The 13,257-nt window shown below is 65.2% G+C and carries 14 protein-coding genes; 9 read left to right on the top strand and 5 right to left on the bottom strand.

The annotated features are described in order from the left end of the window. Positions 1–22: 22 nt before the first annotated feature. The 4 genes from fabI to ADADO0_RS13910 are packed head-to-tail and all read left to right on the top strand — an operon-like array spanning position 23 to position 2,343. A complete protein-coding gene (gene fabI, locus ADADO0_RS13925; RefSeq protein ID WP_511305747.1) occupies positions 23–850 on the top strand; it encodes an enoyl-ACP reductase FabI in 828 nt (275 codons plus the stop codon). Positions 851–863: 13 nt separating this feature from the next. Then, on the top strand, positions 864–1,361 hold the full coding sequence (locus ADADO0_RS13920; protein WP_511305746.1) for a hypothetical protein: 498 nt from the start codon (positions 864–866) through the stop codon (positions 1,359–1,361). Continuing rightward, on the top strand, positions 1,358–1,765 hold the full coding sequence (locus ADADO0_RS13915) for a hypothetical protein (protein WP_511305745.1): 408 nt from the start codon (positions 1,358–1,360) through the stop codon (positions 1,763–1,765). The genes ADADO0_RS13920 and ADADO0_RS13915 overlap by 4 nt, the downstream gene beginning before the upstream one ends. Beyond that, complete coding sequence (locus ADADO0_RS13910) at positions 1,762–2,343, top strand: histidine phosphatase family protein (RefSeq protein WP_511305744.1); 582 nt, start codon at positions 1,762–1,764, stop codon at positions 2,341–2,343. The genes ADADO0_RS13915 and ADADO0_RS13910 overlap by 4 nt, the downstream gene beginning before the upstream one ends. Before the next feature lie 33 nt (positions 2,344–2,376). Here the strand turns inward: ADADO0_RS13910 and ADADO0_RS13905 are convergent, their stop codons facing one another. Further along, entirely contained in the window at positions 2,377–3,696 is a 1,320-nt protein-coding gene (locus tag ADADO0_RS13905) for a hemolysin family protein (RefSeq protein ID WP_511305743.1), read from the bottom strand. A gap of 143 nt (positions 3,697–3,839) precedes the next feature. Between ADADO0_RS13905 and aroC the strand changes: the two genes are divergently transcribed. The 3 genes from aroC (at position 3,840) to ADADO0_RS13890 (ending at position 7,345) form a co-directional block, all read left to right on the top strand. After that, a complete protein-coding gene (gene aroC / locus ADADO0_RS13900) occupies positions 3,840–4,964 on the top strand; it encodes a chorismate synthase (RefSeq protein WP_511305742.1) in 1,125 nt (374 codons plus the stop codon). 55 nt (positions 4,965–5,019) lie between these two features. Next, entirely contained in the window at positions 5,020–6,330 is a 1,311-nt protein-coding gene (gene ribB, locus ADADO0_RS13895; RefSeq protein WP_511305741.1) for a 3,4-dihydroxy-2-butanone-4-phosphate synthase, read from the top strand. Between the two features lie 181 nt (positions 6,331–6,511). Next, a complete protein-coding gene (locus tag ADADO0_RS13890; protein ID WP_511305740.1) occupies positions 6,512–7,345 on the top strand; it encodes a DUF1194 domain-containing protein in 834 nt (277 codons plus the stop codon). Between the two features lie 16 nt (positions 7,346–7,361). On the opposite strand, the gene ADADO0_RS13885 is transcribed toward ADADO0_RS13890, so the two are convergent. The 3 genes from ADADO0_RS13885 to ADADO0_RS13875 form a co-directional block, all read right to left on the bottom strand. Next, positions 7,362–7,928 carry a DUF4142 domain-containing protein gene (locus ADADO0_RS13885; protein WP_511305739.1) on the bottom strand — a complete coding sequence of 189 codons (567 nt, stop codon included), beginning with the start codon at positions 7,926–7,928 and terminating at the stop codon, positions 7,362–7,364. A gap of 99 nt (positions 7,929–8,027) precedes the next feature. After that, positions 8,028–9,248 (bottom strand): class I SAM-dependent RNA methyltransferase, encoded by a 1,221-nt coding sequence (locus ADADO0_RS13880; protein ID WP_511305738.1) that lies wholly within the window; start codon positions 9,246–9,248, stop codon positions 8,028–8,030. After that, positions 9,248–9,976 (bottom strand): TlyA family RNA methyltransferase, encoded by a 729-nt coding sequence (locus ADADO0_RS13875; RefSeq protein ID WP_511305737.1) that lies wholly within the window; start codon positions 9,974–9,976, stop codon positions 9,248–9,250. Before ADADO0_RS13875 ends, ADADO0_RS13880 begins: the two co-directional genes overlap by 1 nt. Positions 9,977–10,220: 244 nt before the next feature. Between ADADO0_RS13875 and ADADO0_RS13870 the strand changes: the two genes are divergently transcribed. Together ADADO0_RS13870 and ADADO0_RS13865 are read left to right on the top strand one after the other, a co-directional pair. After that, positions 10,221–10,748: a hypothetical protein gene (locus tag ADADO0_RS13870; protein ID WP_511305736.1), complete on the top strand. Its 528-nt coding sequence runs from the start codon at positions 10,221–10,223 to the stop codon at positions 10,746–10,748. A gap of 88 nt (positions 10,749–10,836) precedes the next feature. After that, positions 10,837–11,295 carry a hypothetical protein gene (locus ADADO0_RS13865; protein ID WP_511305735.1) on the top strand — a complete coding sequence of 153 codons (459 nt, stop codon included), beginning with the start codon at positions 10,837–10,839 and terminating at the stop codon, positions 11,293–11,295. A gap of 12 nt (positions 11,296–11,307) precedes the next feature. Here ADADO0_RS13865 and dxs read toward each other — a convergent pair whose 3' ends face one another. Then, entirely contained in the window at positions 11,308–13,230 is a 1,923-nt protein-coding gene (gene dxs / locus ADADO0_RS13860; RefSeq protein ID WP_511305734.1) for a 1-deoxy-D-xylulose-5-phosphate synthase, read from the bottom strand. Positions 13,231–13,257: the final 27 nt, after the last annotated feature.

Below are 13,257 nucleotides of genomic sequence, written 5' to 3'. Positions count from 1 at the left end.
GCGGCCACAGGAGTAATGAGAAATGGCGAACGACGGCAGCGCGAGCGGTCTCATGAAGGGAAAGCGCGGGCTGATCCTCGGCGTCGCCAATAATCGCTCCATCGCCTACGGCATCGCCAAGTCCGCTCGCGCCCATGGCGCCGAGATCGCCCTCACCTACCAGGGCGAAGCCCTGAAGAAGCGGGTGGAGCCTCTGGCGGCGGAACTCGGCGGGCATGTGGTCGGCCATTGCGATGTGACCGAGCCCGCCACCATGGACGCGGTGTTCGCGGAGACCGAGAAGCTGTTCGGCAAGCTGGACTTCCTGGTCCACGCCATCGCCTTCTCGAACAAGGACGAGCTGGACGGCCGCTATGTGGACACCACGGCGGACAATTTCACCAAGACCATGTTCATCTCCTGCTACTCCTTCACCGCGCTGGCACAGCGCGCGGAGCGGCTGATGACCGAGGGCGGCTCGCTGCTCACCCTCACCTATTACGGCGCCGAGAAATGGATGCCGCACTACAACGTCATGGGTGTCGCAAAGGCGGCGCTTGAGGCGAGCGTGCGCTATCTGGCCGCAGACCTCGGGCCGAAGAACATCCGCGTGAACGCCATTTCCGCCGGCCCGATCAAGACGCTGGCCGCATCGGGAATCGGCGACTTCCGCTATATTCTCAAGTGGAACGAGCTGAACTCGCCGCTGCGCCGCACCGTGACCACCGACGAGGTGGGCGACGCCGGTCTCTATCTCCTCTCCGATTTGTCGCGCGGCGTCACCGGAGAGGTGCATCATGTGGATGCGGGTTATCATATCGTCGGCATGAAGCACCCCGACGCGCCGGATCTGGCGCTTGTGCGCGACTGAGGAGAGGTTCGGGATGGACCGGCTGAAGAAGACCCTTTTCGCGGCATTCATCCTTTCTGTCGGCGCGGCCTCGTCCGCGCTGGCCCAGAGCCCGCCGAGCTTGCAGGAATATCCGCTGCGCGAGCGGGTGTTCGGATCGGGCGGCGCGGTGTTCCCGAATTACGTCACGCCCTCCGAATCGAGCATCGCCTTTCTCACTGGCGGCGCCGGTGGGCCGAAGGGTGCGGCGTTCGGGGCGGCGACGGTGGACTTCCTCTGCCAGACCAGCCAGCGCCCGCAGATCACCGTGCTCAGCGCCCCGGCGCAGGGCAAGGTGGTGGTCTCGCCGGGAACCTTCACCGCCAGCCGCACCGACGCCGGCTCGACCTTCTGCCTCGGGCGTGAGGTGAGCGGTGCGGTGGTGCGCTATGTCGGCCGTCCTCCCAAGGGGGGCGCCAAGATCGCGCTGCGCGTCACCTACCCCAGCCTCGGCGCATGGTATGACCACGTCGTAGAGGTCCCAGCCCGGTGAGAGCCCTCCGTATCCTCCAATGTCTCGTCGCCGGTGCCACCCTGCTGGGTGCCGGCAGCGCGTCTGCGTGGATGGACAATGACCCCGACGCCTATGTGGTGAATTTCTACACCGGCGGGGGAAGCGATGGCGTGCTGTTCGCGGCCGGGACCGCCAACCAGCAATGCATGAATCTCGGTGCCGCGCAGATCAACGTGTTGTCGGCATCGCCGAGCGTCCAGATCAACATACGTCCGGGTAGCTTTGTCGTGACCGGAACCGACTATGGTTATCTGGTCTGCAAGGGCCAACGCATCCCCGGAACCATCGTCACCGGCACCGGAACCGGCCAGGTCACACTCCGCGTCACCTACCCGCCGATGGGCCAGTGGTACGACCACACAATCACCCTGACAGGCCGATGAGCCGCATCTTCCTGGTTCGCCACGGCGAAACCGACTGGAACATCGCTGGCAGGCTCCAGGGCCGCCACGACATCACCCTGAACGAATTGGGCCGACTTCAGGCGGCGCAAGTCGCTCGCGTGCTGATGCAACTGACCGGCGACGTGCGCGCCGTGGGCTACGTCTCAAGCCCGCAGAAACGCGCGCTGGAAACCATGCAGATTTTGCGCACGGCTTTGGATCTGCCTGCAGGAGACTTCACGCAAGACCCTGATCTTGCGGAACTTTCCTTCGGACGATGGGAGGGCCAGACGTGGCCGCAGTTGCGCCGGCGCTATGCGTCTGAGGTGCGCGCGCGTGATCTCGATCCCTGGAATTTCGCGCCACCGGCGGGCGAGAGCTATGTGGAACTCTGCCTGCGAGTGGTGGCGGCCATCGACCGTATCGAAGAGGACACCGTCGTCGTGACGCACGGCGGGGTCATCCGCGCCCTGCTCCACGCCAAGGCCGGCATGCCCCAAAGCGAGGCTGCGCTGGTGCCGGTGCGCCAGGGCGCGGTCTATCTGCTGGCAGGCGGCAAGTTTCAGGTCGCGGAATAGCTTCACACACAATGAGTTAGGTGCTGGTACGGGTCAAACGCCCGCGCCATCCGCCTTCTGCCGGTGCAGCACCGGAGGGCGGAACGCCAGCAGCTTGTCGATGCGCCGGCCGTCCATGTCCACGATCTCGAAGCGCCAGCCATAGGCGTCGAAGAGAGCGCCCACCTGCGGCAATTCCTTGATCTGCGCCAAAGCGAATCCCGCCACCGTGTGAAAACCGCGATCCACCGGAAGTTCCACGTCCAGCACTTCGCGCAATTCATCCACCGGGGTTTCGCCGGAGATCAGCAGCGACCCGTCCTCCCGCACCACCACATGGCGCTCATGCAGCACATCAGTCTCGGGGATCGAGCCGGTGATCGCCACCAGAAGGTCGTAGCCGGTAACGACGCCGACCATGTCTCCATATTCGTCCACCACGATGCCCATGGGCACATTGGCGCCGCGAAGCACACGCATCGCCTCCAGCGCGCCGACCGCCTCGACCAGGAACGGCACTTCATCCACATAGGCGCGCGGATCTGGTGTCTCCCCCTTCAAGTAGGCGTTCAGCAGCCGCTTGGCCTGGATCACGCCCAGCGTTTCCTCGGGGGATCCGTCACAGGCCGGCATGCGGCTGTGGGGCGCATCCAGCAGAGCCTGGCGAATCTCATCCGCGCTGCCTGATATGTCGACCCACTCGACATCCGGGCGTGGCGTCATGATCGCCGTCACCGGACGGTCGGCGAGGCGCATCACGCCCGAAATCATCCGCCGCTCGGCGGGCTCGATGACGCCGGCCCCTTCCGCCTCGGCGATGATGGCGCGAATCTCTTCATCGGTGACGCCGCTGCCTTCCCGACCATTGCTGCCGAGCAGGCGCAGGGCCGACTGCGTGGACCTGTCCAGAAGCCAGACGGCGGGCGCCGCGATCTTGGACAGCGCCAGCATGGGAGGCGCGAGGATGCAGGCGAGCTTTTCAGGATTTCGCAGCGCAAGGCGCTTGGGGATCAGTTCACCGATGACCAGCGAGATGTAGGTGATGCCGGCAACCGCGAGGGTATAACCGACGGGGTCGGCGAAATTGTGCGGCATCCCCCAGTTGACCAGCACGCCACCCAGCCACTCCCCGAGACTGGCGCCGGAAAAGGCGCCGGCGAGGATGCCGATGAGGGTGATGCCGGCCTGAACCGTGGATAGAAATCGCCCCGGTTCCGCGCCCAGCGCGAACGCGGCCTTCGCGCCCTTGTGGCCGCGATCCACCATGGGACGCAGCCGCGCGGGGCGGGAGGAAACGATGGACAGCTCCGCGGCGGCAAGTACGGCGTTGAGCCCGACGAGAAAAAGTACAATCAGGATTTCGATAATAGGCATGGCGAAGAGAAGAGAGCCTTTCGTCGGTGCTTCATAGCACAGTGCCGGGCGGATGCGCGAAGGGAAGCGGCGGCGACACGCCACAGCCTTCAATTTCGGCGGAAATTCATCTAGACAGCGCTGGCAGAGTGGAAAGCAGGCGCATGTCGTTCAACACGTTCGGACATCTGTTTCGGGTCACGACCTTTGGTGAGAGCCATGGGCCGGCGATCGGCTGCGTCGTGGACGGGTGCCCGCCCGGCCTGCGGTTTTCGCTTGAGGATATCCAGGCGGCGCTCGACCGGCGCCGGCCGGGACAGTCGCGCTTCACCACGCAGCGGCGTGAGCCCGACACGGTGCGACTCATCTCCGGCACCCTCGATCATCCCGAAGGCGGATTGGTGACGACTGGCACCCCGGTTGCCATGCTGATCGAGAACGTGGACCAAAGGTCCAAGGATTATAACGACATCGCCGGCAGCTACCGACCGGGACACGCCGATTTCACCTATGACGTGAAATACGGCATCCGCGATCATCGCGGCGGCGGTCGCTCCTCGGCGCGCGAGACCGCCATGCGGGTTGCGGCCGGCGCCCTGGCGGCCAAGGTCTTGCCCGGTGCCACCGTGCGCGGCGCTCTTGTGCAGATCGGCGACATCGAGATCGACCGCAGCCGCTGGGATTGGAACGAGGTGTCCCAAAACCCTTTCTTCTGCCCGGACCCGGGCACCGTGCCGCTCTGGACCGAATATCTCGATGCGGTCCGCAAGCGCGGCTCCTCGGTGGGCGCTGTGGTGGAATTGGTGGCGGAAGGTGTTCCGCCCGGCCTCGGCGCGCCGATTTACGGCAAGCTCGATTCCGACATCGCCGCGGCCCTCATGAGCATCAATGCGGTGAAGGGCGTCGAGATCGGCGAAGGCTTCAATGCCGCGCGCCTCACCGGCGAGGAGAATGCCGACGAGATGCGGCGCGGCAATGAGGGGCGCCCGGTGTTCCTGGCAAATCATGCCGGCGGCATACTGGGCGGGATCTCCACCGGGGCGCCGATCATCGCCCGGTTTGCGGTGAAGCCCACCTCCTCGATCCTTACGCCGCGAATGACGGTGGACAAATTCGGCGAGGAAACCGACCTCATGACCAAGGGACGGCACGATCCCTGCGTCGGCATCCGTGCGGTGCCGGTGGGCGAGGGCATGCTGTGGTGCGTGCTGGCGGACCATGCCCTACGTCATCGCGGACAGGTGGGCGAGACCGGAAATTGGCCCTTTGAGCGCCCATATTCAGCATAACTGAATTTTTCAAAATTTCATTGTGACTGAAAAATCCGTCTGCTAAGCCTTACGTATGAAACTGACGGAGTGGCTGGCAAGCACGGGTACCAGGCGAAGCGCCTTCGCGCGGCAGGTGGGCTTGTCCCCGGCTAGCGTGACCGCACTGTGCAACGACGCCCGCGCCTGGGTCTCCCGTGAGACGGCGGAACGGATTGCTCAGGCCACCGGGCATGCCGTCACGCCGAACGACCTTCTCGGCCTTTGTCCGCCGCGTATTCGAGGTATTCCCGTGACAGACACCGCCCAATCCCGCGTTCAATCCGCCATCGAGGCCATCGCGCGGGGCGACATCGTCGTCGTCACCGACGATGACGACCGGGAGAATGAAGGGGATCTCATCCTCGCCGCCTCCCTCACCACGCCGGAAAAAATGGCGTTCGTGATCCGCAACACCTCCGGCATCGTCTGCACGCCGGTTCCGCCCTCCGAGGCGCGCCGCCTGCGGCTTGAGCCCATGGTTGCCAACAACGACGCCCCCATGGGCACCGCCTTCACCGTTTCCGTGGACGTGCGGCACGGCACCACCACCGGCATCTCGGCCGAGGAGCGCACCAACACGGTGCGCGCGCTCGCCAATCCGAACATGGGTGCCGCCGATTTTGTTCGTCCCGGTCACGTTTTCCCGCTGATCGCCAAGGAAGGCGGCGTGCTCATGCGCTCCGGCCACACCGAAGCGGCAGTGGATTTGTGCCGGTTGGCGGGGCTTCCCCCCATCGGCGTGATCGCCGAACTGGTGAACGATGACGGTACCGTGCAGCGTGGCCCCCAGGTGACGGCGTTCGCGGAGAAGCATGGTCTTCAGCGCATCTCGGTTGCGGACCTCATCGCCTATCGGCAGGCCCGCGAGAAGCTGGTGTCCCGTTCGGCGGAATTTCCCGTGCCCACCTCCATCGGCGAGATGAAGGGCTATTCCTTCATGACGCCGTTCGAGAGCGTCAACCATTTGGCGGTCGTGCTTGGCCGCATCGGCGACGGCGAGAATGTCATGGTGCGCCTCCAGCGCGCCGACCCGATCGCGGACGCTTTCGGCGGCGCAAAGACGGTGCAGAAATCGCTGGAGCGCATCAAGGCGGAAGGGCGCGGCGTCCTGGTTTACCTGCGCGATGGCACCTCGGGCGTGCCCGCCACCGCCATGGGCCAGTCGGAAAAAAGCGCGAGCGAGGAGGAGCGGGATCGCCACTGGCGCGAAGTCGGCCTTGGCGCGCAGATTCTGCGGGATCTCGGCGTTGTCTCCATCCGCCTGCTCGCGTCCAAGACGCGCACCTATGTGGGCCTCAACGGTTTCGGCATCGAGATCATCGATACCGAGGCAGTGGAGCCCTGATTTTTCCAAGAGCCTCCGCCTTTCCTGTGAAAGACGGAGGTTTGAACGGGGCTGTCTCATTTTCTTCACGCGGGGCCGCGTCCCGTTGGCATGAAAATGCGCCAGCCCCTTCCGCTGATGCCGGCTTGGTGGCAGCATGATGCGACGCATCATTCCTGCTGCCGTTCCCTAGGAGGACGCCATGGCTCAGCGGAAGTTCGGCGTTACTTTCCTTCTGGCGGCCCTGGCGGGACTTTGGCTGTCCGCCCCGGCTTCCGCCCAGAGGGGCCAGGCTCAAAAAGCCGACAACATCGTTGACGTGCAACTCGTCCTCGCCGTGGACATTTCCTATTCCATGGACCCCGATGAACAGGCGCTTCAGCGGGACGGCTACGCGTCCGCACTGGTCTCGGATGAATTCCTCAATGCCCTGAAACTCGGCCCCCGCGGGCGCATCGCGCTGGCTTATGTGGAATGGGCGGGTGAAAACGAGCAGCGCCTCGTGCTCGACTGGAAAATCATCGATGGGCCAGCAAGCGCGCGGGCGTTTTCGGACGCGATCCGTTCAACCCCGATGCGGCGCGCCTATCGCACATCCATTTCAGGCGCGCTGCAATTCTCGGCCAAGCTATTCCAGACCAGCGGCTATCGCGGGCTGCGAAACGTCATCGACGTCTCCGGCGACGGCGTGAACAACCAGGGCCCGCCGGTGACACGGGTGAGAGACGATGTCGTCAGCCGTGGCGTAACGATCAATGGGTTGCCCTTGCTGCTCAAGCAGAGCAACAACGCCGCCATGGATGTGCCGGAACTCGATCTCTATTATGAGGATTGCGTGATCGGCGGCGCCGGGGCATTCGTCATCCCGGTGCGCTCAACTGCGGAGTTCGCACGCGCCATCAAGACCAAGCTAGTGTTAGAAGTCGCCGGCGTGAAACCCGCGCCGACGACCTTGCGTGTCATCCCTGTCGTGGAGCCTGCCCGCGTGTCCTGCCTGATCGGCGAGCGCATGTGGCAGGAGCACTGGAACAACTAGGGGTGAAAGCCGAAGGCTATTTCTTAGCCGCCAGCTCGTAACACATCTTCAGATGCATCTCGATGATCGGCAAGGTCTTCTTGGCGAAGGCCTGCATCACCTTGTTCTCGCCGCCCTTGGCATAGCCGGCGAACAGGCCCACGGCGTCCTGGTGGCCCTTGGTCTGGGCGGCGATGTAGTCCGCCTCGAAGGTCGCGCCTTCTTCGGACTTCAGCCGCGCCATGATCTTGTCGAGTTCATCGCCAAGGCCAGGAGGCGGGGTGACGCCGGTGTTGGCCTTGCCGAGCGCGGCCACGAAGTTCTTCCCGATCTTGGTGTGGTCCTTGATCATCATCTTGGCAAAAGCGACGATCTTCTTGTCCTTGGTCTTGGTCAGAGCGAGTTGGCTCGACACGATTTCGAACTGGTTCGCGGCGGCAGCGGTTTCGACGAACGCCTTTGTGCTGGGCACGGTGGCGGCAGCGGCCAGCGCGCTCGGCGCGGGGCCCGCTGTGGAGGCGGCCGGCATGTTCATGGTCTGCGCGGACGCAAGCGTCGCGCTGAAAGCCAAGGCCACGGCCGAGGCAAGAATCACAGCCCTCATCGTCTTCTCCCGAAAAGATGCCGCTTGCCCCGGCTCATGGGGTGCGCGCACCGAACCAACCCTGCGCGTTATGCGCGATAAAGATACTAGACCGCAGGTTCATCTCTCGAAACGGCCAACCAGTTCCACATGCGGAGAATATCGAAACTGATCCACCGGCGTGACGTCGCGGAGCCGGAAGCCGCCATCCCGTAATATCCGCGCGTCGCGTGCAAAGGTGGTGACACTGCACGAGACGTAAGCAATGCGGGACAGCTTCGCCCGCGCCAGTTCCCGCGCCTGCGCCTCGGCTCCTTGGCGGGGCGGGTCGATGACCACAGCATCGAAAGCGCCAAGCTCGTCCGCCGTGAGCGGGCGACGGAACAGGTCGCGAACTTCGCTATCGATGCCCTTCAGCCCCGGCGCGGCCTGCCCGGCACGCGCCAGGGCGGCGATGGCTGGCGCATTGCTCTCATAAGCCGCGACCCGCGTTGAGGCCGCGAGGCGCAGCGCGAACGTGCCGACCCCGCAAAACAGGTCCGCCACCCGCCGCGCGCCCTCGACCATCGAGAGAGCCAGCCCGGCCAGCGTTTCCTCTCCCAATTGCGTTGCCTGAAGGAACGAGGCGGGCGGAAGCTGCACCCGCGCGCGGCCCATGGTGACGAACGGCGCCTCGCGCTGCACCACCAGTTCGCCGTGCCGGGTCAGCCGCGCGAGCCGAAAGGTCTCGGCGAGGGCGCCAATATCCATGGCGATCATGGGCGGCAACGGCCCGGAGCCCCGCACGTCCATGTCCATCCCCGCCTCCGTGGCGGTCACATGCAGGTCAAGCGGCTTCTTCAGCGGCGCCAGCGCTTCCGCCACCGCCCGCGCCGCCGGCAGCGATTGGTCGAGACCGGGCGCGAGAACCGGACAAACCGAGATCGGCACCATGGCGTGCGATTTGCGCTCGGCGAAGCCGACGATGGTGCGCGCACCAATCTGGCGAGCATGAAAGATCGCCCGGCGCCGCCCCGCGCCATGGGCATCCACCAGCGGTGCAACCTCGGTCTCAATCCCTTCCCATTTCAGTGCCGAGACCACCAGATCGCGCTTCCAACTGGCGTAGGCGCTCCGCTCCCAATGTTGCAGCAGACATCCACCGCAGATGCCGAAATGGGGACATTCCGGCGTCACCCGATCCGTGCTTGCCGAAAGAATGCGCTCGACCTTCAACTTGTCCTTGTCGCGCGCACCGGCCACTCGTTCGCCCGGCAGAGTATAGGGTGCGAACAGCGGGCCCTCCTCGGTCTCGATGATGCCGTCGCCCTGCGCGCCCATGCGGGCAACCACCGCTTCCATCACGCTCGCTCCGCCCCGATCAGGAATTCGCGGTTGCCGTCGCCGCCTTCGATGGGCGACGGAATCAGCCCCACCACCCGCCAACCAAGCGCGGCCACCTCCGCCGATATCCGCGCGCACGCCTCCTCGTGCACCAGCGCGTCCCGCACGATGCCCTTCTTGACCCTGGCGCGACCCGCCTCGAACTGGGGTTTCACCAGGGCCACAAGGCGCGCCTTTGGTCCTGCCAGGGCGAGCGCGGGAGAAAGGACCAGGGACAGGGAAATGAAGCTCACGTCAAAGACCACCAGATCCACCTCTTCGGGCACCAATTCGCGGGAAAGCACGCGCGCATCCGTCCCCTCGAACAGGCGAACCTCGGGGCGCTCGCGCAGGCTCGGGTGAAACTGGTCCCGGCCCACATCCACCGCATAGACGCGGGCGGCGCCACGCGACAACAAAACATCGGTGAACCCGCCGGTCGAAGCGCCCACATCCAGCGCCACCTTGCCGCTGGGATCGAAGCCGAATGCGTCCAAAGCCGCAGCCAGCTTTACGCCGCCGCGCGAAACGAAGGGGTGTGGATGCTGAGCATCAATCACGGCCTCCTCGGCCACCTCCTCCGAAGTCTTAGTGACAAGCCGGCCGTCCACCAGCACCAGGCCGGCCAGAATGGCGGCTTGGGCGCGAGCACGGCTGTCGAACAGCCCGCGCGTCACGAGCAGCTTGTCGATGCGCTGGCGCGCCATATGCTCTCACTCCGATGCAGGCGTCTTTAAAGATGGAGGCCGCGCCACCATCTGGCCATTGTCACTCTTCTAAAGGATGCCCGGGCGGCAACAAGGCATGGTCGACATTCCATCGGCTGCGCCGGACCTGCTACACCTTGGCACACGGCGGGACTTTGACTGAACCATCGCTGGAATGCGTGGTTGTGCGTCCGCCAGACGGACGAGCGTTACGGATTGGTTGGCCATTGTGATCGGAGCCTGCATGCGCCTGGTGTCTGCGTTTCTTGCGACGCTCTTGTTCATTGTCGGCCCCGGCGCAGCCGAGGCGGCCACCGCCAAACCCCAGAAAGTCGCCGCCCCGGTGGACACACGGGTGTGGACCATCGCGAAGGGCGAGGGCACCTATGTGCTGCGCTATGCGCAGCCACGCGATCTCGACCCCGATTTTGCACTCACCTGCCAGCCTTCGGGGCGGCTTCTGCAAATTGCCATCGAGGTGGTGGGCAAGCCGTTCTCCTCGGGGGACGGGGTGCCGATCTCGTTGATCAACGGGAAGCGTCGCCTGGAACTGGCGGCCACCGCCTTCCTCGGGTCCGACGGCGCTCTGGTGGTGGAGGCGGCGGTCTCCCTGGAGCCGCGCGTGTTTGACCTATTCCGTGGCGGCGACACCCTGGTTGTCAAAATGCCTGCGGCAAATCCCAAGACGGCCGCCCCCACCCAGAGCTATCCCCTGGCCGGCGCGCGGGCACGGCTGGCGGATTTCGAGAATGTCTGCCTGGGACGCCGCTAACTTCGGGCCGCTAACCAAGCTGGCGACTTGCCCTTTCCCTTTGCGGTCGTGTCTCTATGATCGCGCGCGCTGAGATAAGGAACACGCCATGAAACGCGCGGCACTCGCCACACTTCTCGTTGCCGCTTCGGTTCTGCCGGCGGCAGCCCAGGTCGGCTCGACCTGGGGGACCACCGACACCGACACCGGATCGGTGCTGTTCTTCGGGACATCGGAAACCGACAACTCCGCCATTTCCTTCACCTGCGATCGCGGCAACGCCAACGTGCTCATCAGCACGCACCTCGGCTCAAAGGGGCTGAAGGCGGATGAAGCTACGAAGGTCATCCTGACCGCCGGCAAGGTGAAGAAGGAATTTTCCGGCAAAGGCGTCGCCAATGACGAGGCCAGCTCGGTTGACGTGGATGCCGGCGGCAAGCTGGCAGACATCAAGGCCGCCCTCGCCGGCGGCAAGGCCCTGGTGATCGAGACCAAGGGCGTAAAGCAGCAGATCGCGCTCGACGGCGCACCTCAGGCCTTTGCTCAGTTCGAGAGCGCCTGCAAGTAAGACCTTCCGGCCTTACGCGCGCCGGGGGATCGGCGCGCGGGCCTCGGCGGGGTTCAGCAGCGATAGCGCCTTCGCGGTGATGGCATCCGCGTCCAGTCCGGCAAGCGCGATCTGGTACGCCGGGCTGTCGTGATCGATATAGATATCCGGCAGCACCATGGCGCGCAGCTTCAGCCCGCGATCCAGTGCGCCGGCATCGCTCAGCAATTGCATCACCTGGCTGCCGAAGCCGCCAACCGATCCTTCTTCCACCGTGATCAGCGCGCCATGCTCGCGCGCCAGCCGCTGGATCAGCGCGCTATCGATCGGCTTGGCGAACCGCGCATCCACCACGGTTGCGGACAGTCCCATAGCGGAAAGGCGATCGGCCGCCTCCAGGCAGGCGACAAGGCGGGTGCCCAGCGACACGATGGCGACATCCGTGCCCTCGCGCATCACCCGCCCGCGTCCGATGGCCAGAATCTCGCCGCGCTCCGGCCGCTCGATGCCGATGCCCTCGCCGCGCGGGAAGCGGAACGCAATCGGCCCCTCATCGAAGGCGACGGCGGTCGCGACCATGTGGGTCAGTTCCGCCTCGTCCGAGGGCGCCATCACGGTGAAGCCCGGCAGGCAGGCGAGGAAGGAAATATCGAACGCGCCGGCGTGCGTCGCCCCGTCCGCCCCCACCAGCCCGGCGCGGTCTATCGCGAAGCGCACCGGCAGCCCCTGGATGGCGACGTCGTGCACCACCTGGTCGTAGGCGCGCTGTAGGAAGGTCGAATAGAGGGCGCAGAACGGCTTGTAGCCCTCGGTCGCCAGCCCGGCGGCGAACGTCACGGCGTGCTGCTCGGCGATGCCGACATCAAACGTGCGGTCGGGAAAGGCCTGACCGAACAGGTCGAGGCCGGTGCCTGAGGGCATGGCGGCGGTGATTGCGACCACCTTGTCGTCGTGCTTGGCCTCGGCGATCAGGCTTTCCGCGAACACCCTGGTATAGGAGGGCGCGTTGGACTTGGCCTTGACCTGCGCGCCGGTCACCACGTCAAACTTCACCACGCCGTGGTATTTGTCGGCCGACGCCTCAGCCGGCGCGTAGCCCTTGCCCTTCTGGGTCACGACGTGAACCAGGATCGGCCCGGTCTTGGCATCGCGCACATTGCGCAGCACCGGCAGCAGGTGTTCCAAATTATGCCCGTCGATCGGGCCCACATAATAAAAGCCCATCTCCTCGAACAGCGTGCCGCCGGTCCAGAAGCCGCGTGCGAACTCCTCGGCGCGCTGGGCGCCGCGTTCGACGAACTTCGGCATATGGCCGGCGAGCTGCTTGCCCAGCTCCCGCAGAGAGAGATAGGTGCGCCCGGAAATCAGCCGCGCGAGATAAGCAGACATCGCGCCCGTGGGCGGGGCGATGGACATATCGTTGTCGTTGAGAATCACGATCAGGCGGCTGTCCATGGCGCCGGCATTGTTCATGGCCTCATAGGCCATGCCCGCCGACATGGCGCCATCGCCGATCACGCACACCACATTGCGCTCCTCACCCGCGAGGTCGCGTGCGACGGCCATGCCGAGGCCGGCGGAAATCGAGGTGGAGGAATGCGCTGCCCCGAACGGGTCGTATTCGCTCTCGCTGCGGCGGGTGAAGCCGGAGAGGCCACCGCCCTGGCGCAGGGTGCGGATACGGTCCCGCCGCTGGGTGAGAATCTTGTGCGGATAGGCCTGGTGGCCCACGTCCCATATCAGCCGATCGTGGGGGGTATCGAACACATGATGCAAGGCGACGGTGAGTTCAACGACCCCCAGCCCCGCCCCAAGATGGCCGCCTGTGACCGACACGGCATCAATGGTCTCGGCGCGCAGTTCGTCCGCCACCTGGTGTAGCTTCTCATCCGGCAAGGCCCGCAGGTCGGCTGGGGATTTGATCGTGTCGAGAAGCGGTGTCCTGGAAGCCGTCACGAAAACTTCGCCCTTTCCGGCCGTCTA

The organism is Aquabacter sp. (assembly GCF_965279295.1).
Lineage (GTDB): Bacteria > Pseudomonadota > Alphaproteobacteria > Rhizobiales > Xanthobacteraceae > Aquabacter.
This window is presented reverse-complemented; position numbering and strand designations above follow the sequence as displayed.